The sequence below is a fragment of the Enterococcus sp. BWR-S5 genome (assembly GCF_016745255.1).
GTDB lineage: Bacteria > Bacillota > Bacilli > Lactobacillales > Enterococcaceae > Enterococcus_L.
Window position 1 is genome coordinate 93,885 of sequence record NZ_JADOEQ010000013.1, and the last position, 16,608, is coordinate 110,492.

The window sequence follows — 16,608 nt, forward strand, 5'->3', positions numbered from 1 at the left end:
TAAAAGGCGATGGTCTCCCGTAAAAGAAGAAGTCTATAGAATATGGAAGAATTTCTTTTCTGATTCTAACGGATTGATTTCGTTTTCTTTTTATAAAATCTTCGTGCTATACTTAAGCTATACAAGGCTGCTCATTCCTTTATCAATCAGCTGGATAACAGCTAACTGTCCGTTCCTTTTTCAACCACTCTGTCTCTGGAAAATTATCTTGTCTAAAAAGTTTTTAAGGAGATGAACCATGATGAATATCTATGAAAAAATATTAGTCGCTGTTGACGGATCGAAAAATGCCGAATTAGCTTTGAAGCATGCGGTGGCTCTTGCTGTAAAAAATGATGCTGAGCTGTACATTCTATCCATCATTGATGAACATGCAATCAGCCACAGCTCTTTTGCCTTTTCAAAAGTCTTGGCGGAAGAAAAAGAACTGGTTAGACAGGAAATGGAAGAGCACATCGATTATGCCATCAACCAAGGGCTAACAGCCGTTAAACCGATTGTTGAAATCGGCAACCCAAAAGAATATATCTCCTCTTCCGTTCCTACTGAAGAAAATGTTGAGTTAATCGTTATCGGTGCCACCGGAAAAGGACGCCTAACTGAAAACTCCCTTGGTTCAACAACAAGCTATGTGGTACAAAACGCGCCCTGCAACGTGTTAGTAATCAAAGAATAAAGTTGAACTAGTTGTCTGGTGGCATGAATGCTACCAGTCTTTATTACAACGTTAAAAAAGGCAAGCGAGCCGTTTATCCCTGCTCACTTACCTTTTTTAATGGCCATTTTCCTTATTTTTTTTTCTTACTAGAAAATACACCTGTTGCACCAAAGACAACGCCAATTGCCAGCCCCAACGTTAGATTATCAAATATTAAACCAAACGCTACGCCAAAACATATGCCTATGGCTATAGAATCACTGTTTCCTTTTTTCATCGTTCTCTCCTTTTTAGTCGTTTATTCTTCAAAATTATGTTTCATCACTGACTACTAATCCTTTTCGATAGCTGAATACCCTGCCATATCACGAGGTGGATTATACGTCCCATGCCAACCTATTAATACTCTCCCTTTTGCATCTTCATAATAGGTAGAGTCTTTGTCTATAGCAACAATTCCTCCGCCATAAGCCACTTTGAAGCCTTCAATTGCAACTCGTTCAATCGCTTCATCCCAATTGTTGCTTGCTGCTCGTAACCCGCTGTCATCCGCAGGCGGTGCCCATAATCCAGACAGCACTTCATCCTTTTCACTCATTATAACTCTCCTTTCAGCTGACAATCTTTTTTTAGAAAATCACTACGTCGATTAGAAGCCCCTCCTCTTCCAAACGCACGCAGCTGCTAAACTCGGTCTTTTAGAAAGCCAAGCGATTATTTAGAAGCCTATCAACTATACCAGTCCCAAAAGGGTTACTCTCCATACTCTACAACTTCCGTTATTTTAACTTCCGGCTGCAGAAACAATTTCTTTTTTACGACTGCTTTTACTAAATACAAATATCTTTTTTGATTGGCGGTCTTTATTTTAATCTCGTACCATTTTTCATTTTTCGAAGGTTGCTTCACCTCAGTTATTTGAGGAAATTCATCCTTGCGGTCATAATCAGGAACCTCTACAAAATCCGGTAGCTGCGCTAGTATCTGTTCCCCTGGATTGTTCAGAAAATTATCACTCAATTTTACTACACCAAATCCTAGTAGAACAGCGATGGCAAGCATCAATAAAAATAGAAACCCACAACCTTGTACTGACCGCTCTTGCTCCCATTCATTCTCATCCAACAAATCAATTCCTTCCTTTTTTTCCCTTTTTGAAAGCACAAAAATCAGTCACTTTTGCTAAAATTATGATGCTAACTTTATTGATAACCTCACACTTGCGGCGAAATTGTCCTCAGAATCATCTATTCTTATTTCCTATTCTTATACCACGCGTAGACTACACTCGTAGTGATAGCCAAAGGACCTGTTATTACTATACCCATCAATCCAGTCGAAACAGAAATCATCAGATAAAAGCCTACCCCATTTTCAGCTGGATTTAAATACATAAGCATTCGAAAAATCGACGGCAGAATAAATAATATGACTAAATTGATAACAAATAAAACTTGGCTTACAACAAAAACAATCTTCATTTTTTTCCTTTCTACTCCTTTTGTTAATCAATGACACAACTTCTCAGCTAAATCAAACGCTCTTATTTGCTCAACCGTTGCATCCAAATAGCTCGAATCATCGCTTTTTATTAGGTATGGGCTGCCATATATTTTTCCTGTAGATTCTTTTAGAAAAATGGAGTACAACTCTAACGTTGAATTGTTGTCCCAATGCGGAATGATTTTATAAATATTTCCATTCTTATACAGATAATCTCCTAATTTATGCCTATGGTTCACGTTTTTTCTCCTTTTACTGTCAAGTATTGCAGTGGTTTCTAATTGACTATTCATCTATTTTAGTTGAAACAACTAGTTTAAAGCTCTTTCAACAGCTTTCTCAGAATGGATTAATGTAGTATCAAAAATTGGAATAGTAACATCTTCTTGTTTAATCAACAAGCCTATTTCGGTGCATCCCAATATGATACCTTCCGCTCCTCGATCAATTAGATGATTAATTATCTTCAAATACATATCTTTGGATTTTGGTTTAATTTCTCCAAATACCAACTCATCAAATATGACATCATTTACGACTTCTATCTCTTTCGATTGCGGAATTAGAACTTGAATGTTAGCATCAATGATTCTTTTCTTATAAAAATCTTGTTCCATTGTATATTTAGTTCCTAACAATCCAACGTGTGAAATCTTTTCTTCTTGCAGCTTTTCTATCGTCGCCTCTGCAATATGGAGTATTGGAATGGAGATTCTTGCTTGAATTTGGTCAAAATTTTTATGCATTGTATTCGTACAAATCAGAATAAAATCTACGCCAATTTTTTCCAGTTTTAACGCTTCTTCAGTTAAAATATCTGCACTTCTTTCCCATTCATTGTTCTTTTGGCACTCTTCGATTATGCTAAAATCAACACTTGTCAAAACAATTTTTGCAGAATGCAACCCTCCCAGTGAATGGTTAACTAACTCATTTATCTTTTCATAATAAGTCACTGTGCTTTCCCAGCTCATGCCGCCTATCAAACCAATTGTCTTCATAAAAAAACTCCTTTATTTTAAATGATACCATAAATATTTTTAAGTGTTTAACTGAAATTCGACCTCTAAAAGTAACTGCGAATAAATTGTTTTGTGGGAGCTGTGAAAAATATGGTTGGCGAGCAAAACTTATTACTAAAAAAATTTTTAATGAAGAAACAGCCCACAAATGAGCTGTTTCTTCATTAATTTAATATGCTGAAGCTTCAAGCAATAGACTTAGCACTCTAGTCTTTTTGTGTTCAATCTCGTTTCCAGCCCTAGCTATTCATTTTTTTTATTGGAACCCAAAATTCATATCTACTTCCTTTTTTTGTGTTGAAGTTTTCTCTTTCTATTAATATGTATTTACTGTCTCTGTTATCATATCGAATATATCCTTCTGGTATCTCTACAACCTTTTCATATTCTCCACATTGCCCAAGTCCATGCTCTCCAAGTGCCTCTTCTCCAGTCCGCAACCATTCCGTTGTAACTACAAGAAATTCACACTCTGGAAAATGATACATTGTATATCCATTTGGAATCTCATCGACACCTTCAATTATGGAACCAATAAAGTAGATAAGGTCATCAGAGTGGTTTTGATGATAAATGACCATTGGCAAGCTTTCTTTCTGCTGATAGGGTCTGATTTTGTCAAAACCTCCAACTTCAAAAAAGTTACTCCAAATTGATTCAAAATCGGCATTCTCAATAGGGCCCATTATTTCATTTTCTATTCCAAGAAAAAGGAAATCTTTTTGCTTTATCTGAAGGACTTTTATCTCTGGTTTATTCATGTATTTTCCTCCTGCTAATCCTTTTTGTGACATGTTGAAATTTCAAGGGCTTTTCGTAGTTTAGTTCCAAATATAATATCTTCTCCACTCATTTGAAATTTTAACAGCTGAGTTATCTGTTGCTTCGTATACCCTCTACAATTCCATCCTACTGCCATATCGTCTTTTAAAATGAATACAATTTCTTGAGCTTCATATTTCCCATAGACTCCCTGCAAAGTTGCCTCTACAGCCTCATTTTCAAAGTCACCATTGAATCCAATTTTTTGAATATCTTTTATGTTGATTCTCACAACTTCTCTTTTAAATCTTTTGGACACCTTGCTAGCATAGTATCTAGAAATATACAGTGTTCCATTTTCTAAATAGTAATAGGTGTTTAGATATCGCCACGGTACTATAAGAGAAATTATTAAGAATACAGGATTATTTCCCCTGATTTTTTTCACTTGGCACCTTCTTTACTCATCGTTTTTAAGAATTTTTGAACCAATCTGTGTTTGTGCTGTCTACATACTTTTTGATAAAATCAATTTTCACTTATCCTCTATTTTTCTCATCATACGCAATTGCATCTAGTTGGAAAAGTAAACCCTTTTCTCCACCTTTGTGAGCAAATTCTGTTTGAAGTGATTTTCTGACTGGGTACTTTCCATTTTTGAATCTCTTCTTGATAACTTTTTCCATTACTGGAATGTCCCAAATATCTCTAAAAAGAGCTTCGATTTTCACCACCGAATCAACAGTCAAATCAAACATAGCAAGTCGTTTTTCCAGCACATCAAATGCGCCATCTATCTGCTTTTCTATTGATTCACCAATATTACCCACACAGTAGCTAGTGAAGAGATAGTCTCCGGCTTTTATGATGCCTGTATGCGCCCATTCGTCATTTACATCTTTTCTAATAATCTCGCTCAAATCATTCTCCTCCTATTGATTGTTTTTGAAATCTGGGTATTCTGATTGATGATATCCTGTTTTGTCCTCTTCCGTTATGTTTCTAATTATTTTACAAGGAACTCCTGCGGCAACTACATTGGCAGGTATATCTTTCGTAACCACGCTTCCTGAACCGACAATTGAATTATCTCCAATTGTAACCCCTTGATTTATTTGAACACTCGCTCCGATCCAAACATTATTTCCAATTTTGACAGGTTTTGCATAACATGCTCCATTGATACGTTCCCAAGGGTCAATGGCATGATTAGAAGTATAAATTCCGACTTTGGGTCCAAACAGGACATTATCCCCAATATCTATTTTTCCACCATCTAACATTACACAATCGAAATTAGCATAGAAATTATTACCAATACTTATGTTGTGCCCAAATTCACATCTAAACGTTGGCTCAAAATGAACAGTGGTTCCAATTTTTTTCAATACTTCTGATAATAGTTGTTCCCGCTCTTTTTGTGGTTTTCCAAAGCTTGAATTATAACTATTGGTTAAAACAATTGCCTTTTCTCTTGCCTTTATCAACTCTGGTGTTAAATCATTATACATTTGACCACTTAAAATTAGTTTCTGTTGATCTTGTAAATTCATAGTGTACCTCCAGTTATTTTTCTTTTTGATATCTGACCAGCTACTAGCTCCGGTTACTGATCCTTTTTGAAAACTTTAGCTCTCACCCATACTTCTTTTTATTTCTAAAACTATTCTTTTAAGTTATTAAGCCATTTATTTGCTAAATAAAGAGCAGCACTACCTCACCCTCAGTAGTACTGCCCAGTTTTCTATTTAAAGTATCCATCTATAATTTCTTTCACTTCAGCTACCTTTTTGTTAAGTAACAGCTGTGCAGGGATTTTAATTTCCGGAATATTTTCATCATTTACCATCGGCGGGAAAGGATCTGGAATAATTAATGCATCTACAGCTCTGTTTTCTACAGCCTCTTCCCATTTAAAAGTAATTTCATAAGTATCATCCAATGCTTCATGAAGTTCTTTTTCAAGTGCTGACGTGTTTGGAAGTCCTCCTAGATAAGTAACACTAAGTAACTGTTTTGCGTATAAAACAAATGCAATTTTCTTCATTTTAGCTCCTCCAATTCTTAACTGACTAACAATGCCATCTTTTTAGTCTATTTTGACTAAGTAAAACGCCAAAAGTAGTCTTTCCAACGGTTAAAATTGTCCAAACTCCATACAATTTCTTCAAGAAATTCTTATCTATTCTTATTTTTATTATACACATTTCCTATTTTTTTTACTACCGCTTCCTCATATATCTTATCAATCAATCTATTCCTTTTTAAATGGAAAATGATACACACATCGAAAAAAATCTATCAATACTTTTAAGAAATAAATAGGACTGAAAAAAGTATTTCTACTCTCATCAGCCCCATTCATTATAGATTCGAAGTTCATCCGGATTGCGATAGTTTGTTTGAATGAACTCCTTGATTTTCATTTAATCCAACTTTTTCGTTACAAAATACTCGCCCCACTCAGCAATCACTACATCTGCTAGCAGCTCCTCCAGAATGCCTTCTGAAATTGGTGGTTTCCGAGTAAAAAAGAGCTGTTCTGTCGATACGGCTTGGTTCTGTGCGTTGACAAGATAAAGAACCAGTTGAGAATGTTCACTGTAACGTAAAATACCAAAAAGGCCATTTGAATGGAATAAATAGCATTCTCCGTGAACCAGTGCCTCTATTGCTTTTCGTTTTTCCGCCCAGCTCCGATAGCAAGTATACGTGTCAGAGTCAATGGTACTCCAAGGGAAAAATTTTCGGTTCTCCGGATCTTTGCCACCGGTCAGACCGGCTTCATCTCCATAATAAATTGTAGGTACCCCCGGTAAAGCAAACATTAGTCCAACTGCAAGTGTTAGCTTAGATAATTGATTGTCCAGCAACGTCGCAATCCGTTCACTGTCGTGTGTACCAATATTATTTAAATTATTGGCAAAAATATCGGCAGGGTAATTTTCCTGAAGAACCGTTAGTTTCTCTGCTGCTTCTTGTGCAGACTGTTTTCCTGAAAGAAGGTCCAGAATAATATCACGAAACGGATAATTCATCACACCATGAAGGCCGTCTCCGAAAATATACTGACGTCGCTGTCCATAAGATATCTTATTGGAGGCATCTTCCCAAACTTCACCAATCAATACTTTTTCAGGGTATCGATCCACCGCCCGTCGAATCCCTTCTATAAAGAAATCCGGCAATTCATCGGCTACATCCAGACGCCAACCATCTACTCCCATAGCTGTCCACTTTTCAATTACACTGTCTTTTTCTCCATAAATAAACTGTTGAAAATTGGGATTCTCTTTGTCCGCTTCCGGCAAATCCTTCACACCCCACCAAGATTTATAATCCTCAGGATAGTCAGAAAATTTAAACCATTGCCGATACCTGCTTTTCGGATCACGATAGGCTCCCACACCTTCGCCATAACGACCATCATAATTGAAATAGCGACTGTTCCTTCCTACATGGCTGAAAACCCCATCCAGAATAAGCTGCATGTTATTTTCATGAAGACGGTCAAGCAAGCGTTGAAAGGTTTCTTCATCCCCTAACACGCCATCGATTGTTAAATAATCGCCGGTATCATATCGATGATTACTTGCGGCCTCAAAGACAGGATTTAAATATAGTGCCGTAATCCCTAATTCCTTCAAATACGGAATTTTTTCTATGATTCCCTGCAAATTACCGCCATAAAAATCCCAGCGGACAATCTCTCCCTCCGCATCTTTAATATACATCGGCTCATCTTCCCAACTGCCGTAAATGAATGTATTCTTTTTAGGCTGAGCGATTGCTCTGTGGAGATTTCCGTTATAAAATCGATCCGGAAAAATCTGATATACAATTCCTTTTCGATACCATTCAGGCGCCGGATCTGCCTTCTCATAGCAAGTCAGCTGATAAGGATGCAGTTTCTCTGAATCACGAGTCAGAATCCCCTCTCCCCCTTTGCCCTGATCTGATCCGCAATAAATGGTTTCCGTTTCCTGATTCGATTCTCTTTTTATAATTTCAAAATAGTAGAAATAAAGCCCTGATCCCTGCGCTAAAGGATATGTGCACGTATAACGATGATTCTCTTTTGGAGACATACTGATTTTTTCAACGCCTCGTGTCCCATCCTCTTTACGCATTATCAGCAAAACCTGTTCAACTATCGATTCCTGAACAGCAATTGAAAAAGTTACTGTTTCTCCTTTTTCAATCGCTCCGAAAGGCTGCTTATATTCTTTCTGCCAGGAATTAAAATAAATTGCCGTCATTACTGTCTCCCCTATTTATTCAGAGTCATTTCCCGCTTTTCTTATTGGCTCAATTTGCCAGATATCCTCTGCATAACGCTGCACAGTATAATCCGAAGAAAAATGCCCGGCATGTGCTGTATTAATCAAACTAACTTTCTGCCAACGCAGTTTATCCCGATAAAGATTTTCAATTGATTTTTGTGCATCTACGTATGAATGAAAATCACGCAAAACAAAGTATTCATCATTGTATCGAATCAGAGAATCAAAAATTTCCTGCCCTTCCACTTTTATGTTTGGAATCGTTCCATCTATAAAAGCGTTCAATATACGCTGGATGACTGGGTCACTCTCATAAATTTTCAATGCTGAATAGTCCTGTATCTCGTAATAACGATAGACTTCCTCTTCAGTTAAACCAAAAATCGCTATATTATCATCTCCGACGATGTCTCGAATCTCAATATTGGCACCATCGAGGGTTGCAATCGTTACTGCACCGTCTAACATCAGCTTCATGTTACTGGTGCCGGAAGCTTCTTTGGATGCCAACGATATCTGCTCACTGACATCGGCTGCCGGAATAATCAGCTCTGCCAAAGAGACATTGTAATTTTCCAAAAACACTACTTTTAATCTTCCTTGTATTGTTTCATCGTTGTTAATCAAGTTAGCCGCTTCGTTAATACATTTGATGATATGCTTCGCATACGTGTAGCTCGGTGCTGCTTTGGCACCAAAAATAAAGACTCGTGGATAAATATCCGCTTCTGGATTGTCCTTCAGCTCAAAGTACAGCTTCAAAATATGCAGCAGATTTAACAACTGACGCTTGTAGGCATGGAGACGCTTAATCTGAACATCAAAAATTGCATCCGCCGAAACCTCAATTCCTGTTGTTTCCAAAATATAATCTGCTAGTCGCACCTTATTCATATGCTTGGTATCAGCCAGCTGCTGTAAGACCTTCGGATCATCTTTATAGTTCATCAGTAGATGCAAATCGTTGGCTTCTCTACGCCATGAAGTGCCGATTGTCTGATCCAACACATTTGCCAAAGGCTCATTTGCCAATTGCAACCAGCGTCTTTGCGCAATGCCGTTTGTCTTATTATTAAACCGCTCCGGATATAGTAGATAGAAATCGTGCAATACAACTCCTTTCAGCAAATCCGAATGCAGCTTCGCCACACCGTTGGTACTGTGACTGCCGATAATTGCCAAATGTGCCATGTGTACCTGATTATCTTTAATGATTCTTGTCCGTTCAACCAGTTCAAAATCAACCAGTGGCGTCATTTCCTCTACAAATCGGCGATCAATTTCCTCAATAATCTGATACAGTCTCGGAATCACTTCCTTCAGCATCGATACCGGCCATTTTTCCAGTGCCTCCGCCATAATTGTATGATTGGTATAACTCATCGTTTTGACAGTGATATTCCACGCCTTTTCCCAGCTTAACTCCTCTTCATCCACCAAGATACGCATCATTTCCGCCACGCATAGTGCCGGATGAGTATCATTGATATGGATGGCTATATAATTCGCTAAATCAGTCATAGCAATACCAGTTTTTTTCTGGGAAAGAATGATACTTTGAATCCCTGCAGAAACAAAAAAGTATTCCTGAACTAAACGCATCAGACGTCCTTCATAGTTGGAGTCATCCGGATAAAGCACAGCAGTTAAATCACGAAAATCCCGTCGCTCCTCAATGCTCTGATATCTACTTTCTTCAAACTCAGGGATTTCTGCTGACCAGAGTCTCAAGGTATTCACCATGTTATTATGATAGCCTAACATGCCGGTATCGTACGGAACAGCTCTCAAAACCTGTTGATGCTCATAGACAGGCTTTAGTTTACCATTTTCATCCTCTTTCAAATAAACATGCCCACCATAATTCACATTAACAGCCTTGCTGGCTTTACGAACTTCCCAAGCATTTCCGTCTCGAAGCCATTCATCCGGCAGTTCCACCTGATTGCCATCAACGAATTTCTGTTTAAACAAGCCATAATCATAGCGGATGCCGTTCCCATTTCCCGGTAACCCACAAGAAGCAATAGAGTCCATAAAACAAGAAGCCAGACGTCCCAAACCGCCATTTCCCAACGCCATATCCTTTTCCACTTTGCAAAGGTCTTCCAGATCGATACTCATTTCCTTTAGGCTGTCGCGAACAGTATCCAGCAGCCCCATATTCAGTAAATTGCTTTTCAACATTTTCCCCGGTAAAAATTCTATCGAAAAATAATAGGCCTGTTTGCATTGCAAAGCACGCGTTTCTGTTCGTGTATTCTTCCAAGCATTCGAATAGTATGCCTGAATCACCGATCCCAATGAGGCGAACAATTCATCATTTGAGGATTCCTCAACCACGTTGGCAAATTTTTCTTGCACATGTCGCTTAAAATCTTTTTTAAACTGCTCTTTTGTAATTTCCATTGTTCACTTACTCCCTAGTTTTTTGTAAAACAAGAGGCTGGGACAACCGAATTGCTGTCTCAACCTCTGTTATCATTGAACGCCAAAGTTGATTATAACAAAAATCATTCCAATTATACCCTATTCCCCTAAGCAGGTACGGGCAGTTGATTCTTCTTACTCTCCTTTTAGCAATTGATAGAGTCCTATATATTCTCGAGCAGGAGAATCCCAGCTGAAATCTTTTCCCATAGCTGTTTGAATCAGCTGTTGCCAGATTTCTGGTTCCTCACTATAAACAGTTGCTGCCAGTCGAATGGTTTCCATCAGATAAACAGAACGAAACTCAGAAAAACCGAAGCCGGTTCCTTCTTTTGTTATTGGGTTATAGGGAATCACACTATCCTTCAACCCACCGATTTCATGAACGATTGGCAATGTGCCATACCGCATAGAAATCATTTGCGAGAGTCCACAAGGTTCAAACGCAGAAGGCATCAAAAACAAATCTGCTCCAGCATAGAACAGCTGAGCCAGCTTGATATCGAAAGAAATACTGACTGAGCATTTTTCCGGAAAGCGATGGGCAAAATCTCTGAAGCCTTGTTCAAACCCGGCTTCCCCCGTTCCTAAAACAACCAGCTGTACATTTTCCTGCATCATATATTCCATCTCGTCCATCATCAGTTGAAACCCCTTTTGATGTGTCAGACGACTAACGATTGCCATTAGTGGAACATCTCGAACCGGAAGCCCCATTTTCTGTTGAAGAGCTGCCTTATTTGTCGCTTTTCCTGTTAAATTGTCTTTCGAGAAATTGGCAGGGATTAGCGGGTCTTTCTCCGGATCATTAATTTCATAATTAATTCCATTTAAAATACCGCTTAGCTTATCCTTTTCCATCCGCAGTACGCCATCAAGTCCCGAGCCAAATTCCGGCGTCTGAATTTCTTCAGCGTAAGAGGGACTGACTGTATTAACTCTTCCTGCATATAAAATTCCTGTTTTTAGGAAATTAACATTATCGTCAAAACGAACTGTTCCATCATAATACCGCTCTTTTCCCATTCCAAAAAGATCAGATAGAATATCTTCACCAAAAATTCCTTGAAACTCAATATTATGAATTGTCAGGACGGTTTCAATCATTTGATACGCCTGAATCCAATGATACTTTTCTCTAATTAGAAATGGAATCATTGCTGTGTGGTAATCATTTACATGAATGATATCCGGAATAAAATCGATTTTCTCCAGCATCTCTACCACCGCAAGCTGGAAATAAGCAAACCGTTCCCCATCATCATAAAAACCATACAATCCATCCCGATCAAAATAATACTGATTATCAACAAAATAATACGTCACACCATCAAGCACCAGTTTTTTTATGCCGCAATACTGGTGACGCCAGCCAACATCCACATAAAAGGACAAAACATCTTCACAGAGCTCCTGATACTTCAAAGGCATTTGCTGATAGTAAGGCAGAACAATGCGTATATCTATCCCTTTATCCTTCAGTTGTTTCGGCAAGGCACCAGCAACATCACCCAAGCCGCCGGTTTTAAAAAATGGTGCACATTCAGCTGCAGTAAATAAAACTTTCATTCAGACCTCTCCTTCAGACACATTCGTAGTGACATGTTCCCCTTTTCGGATGACCACTGGTTTCTCCGGAGTTCCTTTAATCTGCACACCAGGATCCACAATGACATTTTTATCAAGTATAGCATATTCAATCCAAGCATTCGAAGCAATTTTGGCACTCGTGTTGATAATCGAATGCTTCACTACGGCGCCTTTATCGATTCTACTTCGACGTGAAACCAGCGAATGCTCCACCGTTCCTTGAATCACACAGCCGGTCGCAAACTGACTGCTGCTCACCTTTGAATCTTCAGAATAGTAGGTTGGTACTTCATTTTTCAGTTTAGTATAAATTTTTTGATTCGTGTACATTAAAGCGTTGAATTTAGCGGGCTCAAGCATATCCATATTCGCTTTATAATAAGATTGCAGACTGTAAATATTTTTTAAATAGCCTGTATATTCATAGATTGAATTTTTTACATTCCCAAGCTGACTTTTCAGGAAATCTAACAGATTTGGCGATACATCCTGTGTCTGAGCCTTCTCCAATGACTGAATCAACCAATTGGTCTGAACAATGAATGCATCCATACTAAGATTTTCACTCTCCGTTTCAGAGCTGTAATCCTCCAAAGTATGACAGCCGCTAACCTGTCCGTTTTCATCCACATCCAATAAGGTATCTTTCGAACAAACACTTTCCCTTTTCACACGTTTATAGACCATCGTCATCGTGTTTTGTCTAGCCTGATGGATTTTCAATATCGCTCTAAGATCCAAATTACAGAGCATCCGGCTGCTCATAATCACGGTGTATTCAGACTCAGATTTATTCAGATAATCAATCACTGAGCTGAAATAAGGTTTTCCTTCATTCTTTCTTTTAATAAAATCCTGATAGAAGTAGGTGAAAAAGCGGTTCTTCAACGAATCCAAGTTCCATTCTTTGCCGCCGCCGATATGATCAAATACTGATTGAGTTTCCCCATCATTAAAAATCATGAATAGACTGCCAATATTAGCATTCACCACGCTGGACAACTGGAAATCAATCAGCCGATACTTACAGTCAAACGGAAGCATCGCTAATGGACGTTTTTCAATCAACGGCATTAAATCGTCAAAGCGCTCCACATTACCGATAATCGCACACATTCTATTAGTCTTCATCGCTTTTCACCCCAATTACTTCAGAATATCCTACTACAACAATCTCTTCTTCATCATAAACCACAGCGTTATCACCAATCACTGCATCCTCACCGATAATCGCATTTTTAATTGTCACATTCTCGCCTATTTTCGCTCCGGGCATAATAATGCTTTTCTCTATCGTCGTTCCTGCTTTCACTTGAACATCCGTTGAAAGAATACTGTCCTTAATCTCTCCGGCAACATAACACCCATCTACAATCAAGGAATTTTTCACAGAAGCGGTCTCCGTTAAAAAGTGCGGTGGTGAACTGGTGTTTTTAGAGAATATTTTCCATGACCGATCCCGAATATCCAACTCATTTTCCGGATCAATAAATTCCATATTCGCTTCCCACAGTGAATCAATCGTTCCCACATCTTTCCAATAACCATTGAAGCGATGGGCATAAACGTTGTCTCCGGCATCCAGATAAGCAGGAATAACATTTTTTCCGAAGTCCAACATTTGGCTGTCTTTTGAATAGCTGTTAGTCAACAATTCTTTTAATCGAGCCCAGTTAAAAATGTAAATACCCATTGAAGCCAGGTTATTTTTAGGCTCCTCCGGTTTCTCCTCAAATTCTATAATTCGGTCGTTCTCATCGGTATTCATAATACCAAAACGGGAGGCCTCTTTGATTGGTACCTCAATGACCGCAACAGTCAAAGAAGCATTATTTTTCTTATGTTCTTCCAGCATTGCTTCATAGTTCATTTTATAAATGTGGTCTCCGGAGAGTACCAGTACATATTGAGGATTCACTTGGTTGATGTAGGCAATATTTTGATAAATCGCATGAGCTGTTCCCTGAAACCATTTTTCTCCATCTGAGCTTGAGTATGGCTGTAAAATTGTCAATCCTGAGTTGATGCCATCCAATCCCCAGCTGGCCCCGTTACCTATATGACTGTTTAAAGCCAATGGCTGGTATTGTGTTACTACAGCAACATCAGTAATCCCCGAGTTGACACAATTACTTAGGGTAAAGTCAATAATGCGATATCTGCCTCCAAATGGTACAGCAGGCTTTGCGATGTTTTTAGTTAATTTCCCTAACCTTGTTCCTTGCCCTCCGGCTAAGATCATTGCTAACATTTCATTATTCATCTTTTTTTCAGGTGATTGGGCGTGTTTGCAACCGACAGTTGAGAGGTCAATGCTTCAAACATATCCCAAATCCCCCTTGCCTCCTTTCATCCTCAAAATTCTATGCATCCTTTGATTTTACAGAACTGACAAAAGGTTCACTTTCGCCTGAACCAATCAATTATTCCCTCTTTTTCCGTGTATTGATATCTTTTGGTTTTAAAATGATGGCTCCAAGTGCCGGAACAATCGTTTTAATCTGATACCCCAACTGTTTGAAAGGTTCTGCCCGTGTTTCAGCGGGTATATTGGGTTGGGTCCAGGTCCCACCGAATTCCTCCATCTCAGTATTGAGAACCTCTTCATAAGTCCCTTCAAAAGGAACCCCTATAGCAAAATCTTTTCGTTCGATTGGCGTCATATTCAACACAACAATCAAGAAATCCTTTTTCGATTTTCCTTTGCGAATATAGCTCAGAATTGTTTCCTGGCTGTTATCCGCATCAATAAACTCGATGGTATCGTAGCTGTGATCCAGCTCCCACAACGCTCGATTTTCCTTATAAAATTGGTTCAAATACTTAGTAAACTGCTGCATTTTAGCATTCATTTCATCAGTAAGATCCTGCCACTCGAGTCCTTCATCGTACTTCCATTCCAGAAACTGCCCCCACTCACTGCCCATGAACAACAGCTTCTTTCCAGGATGAGTCATTAGATACACATAAAGATTTCTAAGCTGAGCGAACTGCTTGTATCGGTCCCCCCACATCTTATGCATCAAGCTCTTCTTCCCATGGACAACCTCATCATGAGACAGCGGTAAAATAAAGTTTTCATCCATCATGTACATAAAGGAAAAGGTCAGCAAATTGAAGTGATCCTTTCTAAATACCGGGTCCATTTCGTAGAATCGCAACGTATCGTTCATCCACCCCATGTTCCATTTGTAGTCAAAGCCCAGCGCCCCGGTTTCAATCAGTCCGGTAATTTGTGTTTCCGAAGAGCTTTCTTCAGCAATCATTATTGTTTCAGGATAAGCCAGTTTAACTACTGCATTCATTTTCTGCAGGAAGTAATATCCTTCAAGATTTCGGTTTCCCCCTTCATGGTTTAATGTCCAAGGGCCTTCATCGTAGTCTCTATAGAGCATGTTTGAAACAGCATCTACTCTGATACCGTCCAAGTGATACATTTCCAGCCAAAACAACGCACTCGAAATTAAAAAGCTTTGTACCTGTGGTTTCCCTAAATCAAAATTCAGAGAGCCCCAGCGTATATTTTTTGCACGGTCAGGATCCTCATATTCAAATTGCGGAGTTCCATCATAATAAGGCAGTGTGTCATCATTGATACAAAAATGCCCCGGTACCCAATCCACAAGGACACCAATATTATTTAAATGGCAGGTCTCCACAAATTCCTGAAACTCCTCCGGGGTTCCATAATAAGAGCTTAAAGCAAAATAGCCGATCAGCTGGTAGCCCCATGACATGCCTAACGGATGCTCCATCAATGGCATAAATTCAATATGGGTATAGCCCATCTCTTTGACATAAGGAATCAATTCTTCAGTCAGCTGACCGAAGCTGTAAGGTGTCCCATCTTCGTTCTGCTTCCATGAACTCGCATGAACTTCATAGATGTTCATCGGACGGTTAAAATAATTCGAGCGTTTCTTTCTACCCAGCCAGAGTCCGTCCTTCCACTTTCTCTCTGAGATGGTATGGATTACCGCGGCATCATTAGGCCGCTTTTCAAAATGTACTGCAAATGGATCAATCTTGTAGATTTCCCGTCCCCCTGCCTGTCGCACCTTGTATTTATAATAATCCCCTTCCGACGGCAGTTCAGTAAACAGCTCCCAGACTCCATAGGTTTCCAGCCTGTCCATAGCTAGAGAATCTGTCCATTCATTGAAATCGCCAACCAGCCAAATCTGTTCAGCATTTGGAGCCCAAACTCGAAAAACATAGCCCTCCACCCCATTTTTTGTCTCTCTGTGAAACCCAAAATAGTGATGACTATAGAAATTTTCACCTGAAAGAAATCGTTGCAGCTGATCTTCTTCCGGTGTGTTTCCATACTGACTTGTTTTGTTCATTCTCAACCTCCTCT

The 16,608-nt window shown here is 39.0% G+C and carries 18 protein-coding genes; 1 reads left to right on the forward strand and 17 read right to left on the reverse strand.

What is annotated here, in order from left to right:
* The first annotated feature begins 238 nt into the window (after positions 1-238).
* A complete protein-coding gene (locus IW510_RS14815) occupies positions 239-676 on the forward strand; it encodes a universal stress protein (RefSeq protein WP_202060962.1) in 438 nt (145 codons plus the stop codon).
* 112 nt (positions 677-788) lie between these two features.
* Here the strand turns inward: IW510_RS14815 and IW510_RS14820 are convergent, their stop codons facing one another.
* From IW510_RS14820 to glgB, 17 genes are all read right to left on the reverse strand, one after another.
* Complete coding sequence (locus IW510_RS14820; protein WP_202060963.1) at positions 789-935, reverse strand: hypothetical protein; 147 nt, start codon at positions 933-935, stop codon at positions 789-791.
* A 54-nt stretch (positions 936-989) separates the two neighbouring features.
* Positions 990-1,256: a hypothetical protein gene (locus IW510_RS14825; RefSeq protein ID WP_202060964.1), complete on the reverse strand. Its 267-nt coding sequence runs from the start codon at positions 1,254-1,256 to the stop codon at positions 990-992.
* 155 nt (positions 1,257-1,411) lie between these two features.
* The gene (locus tag IW510_RS14830) at positions 1,412-1,786 is read right to left on the reverse strand and encodes a hypothetical protein (RefSeq protein WP_202060965.1); all 375 of its coding nucleotides are present in this window, start codon (positions 1,784-1,786) and stop codon (positions 1,412-1,414) included.
* A 125-nt stretch (positions 1,787-1,911) separates the two neighbouring features.
* The gene (locus tag IW510_RS14835) at positions 1,912-2,139 is read right to left on the reverse strand and encodes a hypothetical protein (RefSeq protein ID WP_202060966.1); all 228 of its coding nucleotides are present in this window, start codon (positions 2,137-2,139) and stop codon (positions 1,912-1,914) included.
* 27 nt (positions 2,140-2,166) lie between these two features.
* Entirely contained in the window at positions 2,167-2,400 is a 234-nt protein-coding gene (locus tag IW510_RS14840; RefSeq protein WP_202060968.1) for a hypothetical protein, read from the reverse strand.
* A 72-nt stretch (positions 2,401-2,472) separates the two neighbouring features.
* Positions 2,473-3,162, reverse strand: a complete 690-nt coding sequence (locus IW510_RS14845; RefSeq protein WP_202060970.1) for an aspartate/glutamate racemase family protein — start codon at positions 3,160-3,162, stop codon at positions 2,473-2,475.
* 260 nt (positions 3,163-3,422) lie between these two features.
* Positions 3,423-3,944, reverse strand: coding sequence for a GyrI-like domain-containing protein (locus tag IW510_RS14850; RefSeq protein WP_202060972.1), 522 nt, complete (start codon positions 3,942-3,944; stop codon positions 3,423-3,425).
* Positions 3,945-3,958: 14 nt separating this feature from the next.
* Complete coding sequence (locus tag IW510_RS14855) at positions 3,959-4,393, reverse strand: hypothetical protein (protein ID WP_202060975.1); 435 nt, start codon at positions 4,391-4,393, stop codon at positions 3,959-3,961.
* A 91-nt stretch (positions 4,394-4,484) separates the two neighbouring features.
* A complete protein-coding gene (locus IW510_RS14860) occupies positions 4,485-4,865 on the reverse strand; it encodes a RidA family protein (protein ID WP_202060977.1) in 381 nt (126 codons plus the stop codon).
* Positions 4,866-4,877: 12 nt separating this feature from the next.
* Positions 4,878-5,498 carry a sugar O-acetyltransferase gene (locus tag IW510_RS14865; protein WP_202060978.1) on the reverse strand — a complete coding sequence of 207 codons (621 nt, stop codon included), beginning with the start codon at positions 5,496-5,498 and terminating at the stop codon, positions 4,878-4,880.
* A 191-nt stretch (positions 5,499-5,689) separates the two neighbouring features.
* Positions 5,690-5,992, reverse strand: a complete 303-nt coding sequence (locus IW510_RS14870) for a hypothetical protein (RefSeq protein WP_202060979.1) — start codon at positions 5,990-5,992, stop codon at positions 5,690-5,692.
* Positions 5,993-6,371: 379 nt separating this feature from the next.
* On the reverse strand, positions 6,372-8,204 hold the full coding sequence (locus IW510_RS14875) for a glycoside hydrolase family 13 protein (protein ID WP_202060980.1): 1,833 nt from the start codon (positions 8,202-8,204) through the stop codon (positions 6,372-6,374).
* A gap of 15 nt (positions 8,205-8,219) precedes the next feature.
* A complete protein-coding gene (locus tag IW510_RS14880) occupies positions 8,220-10,631 on the reverse strand; it encodes a glycogen/starch/alpha-glucan phosphorylase (RefSeq protein WP_202061055.1) in 2,412 nt (803 codons plus the stop codon).
* A gap of 162 nt (positions 10,632-10,793) precedes the next feature.
* Positions 10,794-12,227 (reverse strand): glycogen synthase GlgA, encoded by a 1,434-nt coding sequence (gene glgA / locus IW510_RS14885; protein WP_202060981.1) that lies wholly within the window; start codon positions 12,225-12,227, stop codon positions 10,794-10,796.
* Positions 12,228-13,379 carry a glucose-1-phosphate adenylyltransferase subunit GlgD gene (gene glgD / locus IW510_RS14890; RefSeq protein ID WP_202060982.1) on the reverse strand — a complete coding sequence of 384 codons (1,152 nt, stop codon included), beginning with the start codon at positions 13,377-13,379 and terminating at the stop codon, positions 12,228-12,230.
* Positions 13,369-14,511 carry a glucose-1-phosphate adenylyltransferase gene (locus IW510_RS14895; protein ID WP_202060983.1) on the reverse strand — a complete coding sequence of 381 codons (1,143 nt, stop codon included), beginning with the start codon at positions 14,509-14,511 and terminating at the stop codon, positions 13,369-13,371. The genes glgD and IW510_RS14895 overlap by 11 nt, the downstream gene beginning before the upstream one ends.
* A 160-nt stretch (positions 14,512-14,671) precedes the next feature.
* Entirely contained in the window at positions 14,672-16,594 is a 1,923-nt protein-coding gene (gene glgB, locus IW510_RS14900) for a 1,4-alpha-glucan branching protein GlgB (protein WP_202060985.1), read from the reverse strand.
* Positions 16,595-16,608: the final 14 nt, after the last annotated feature.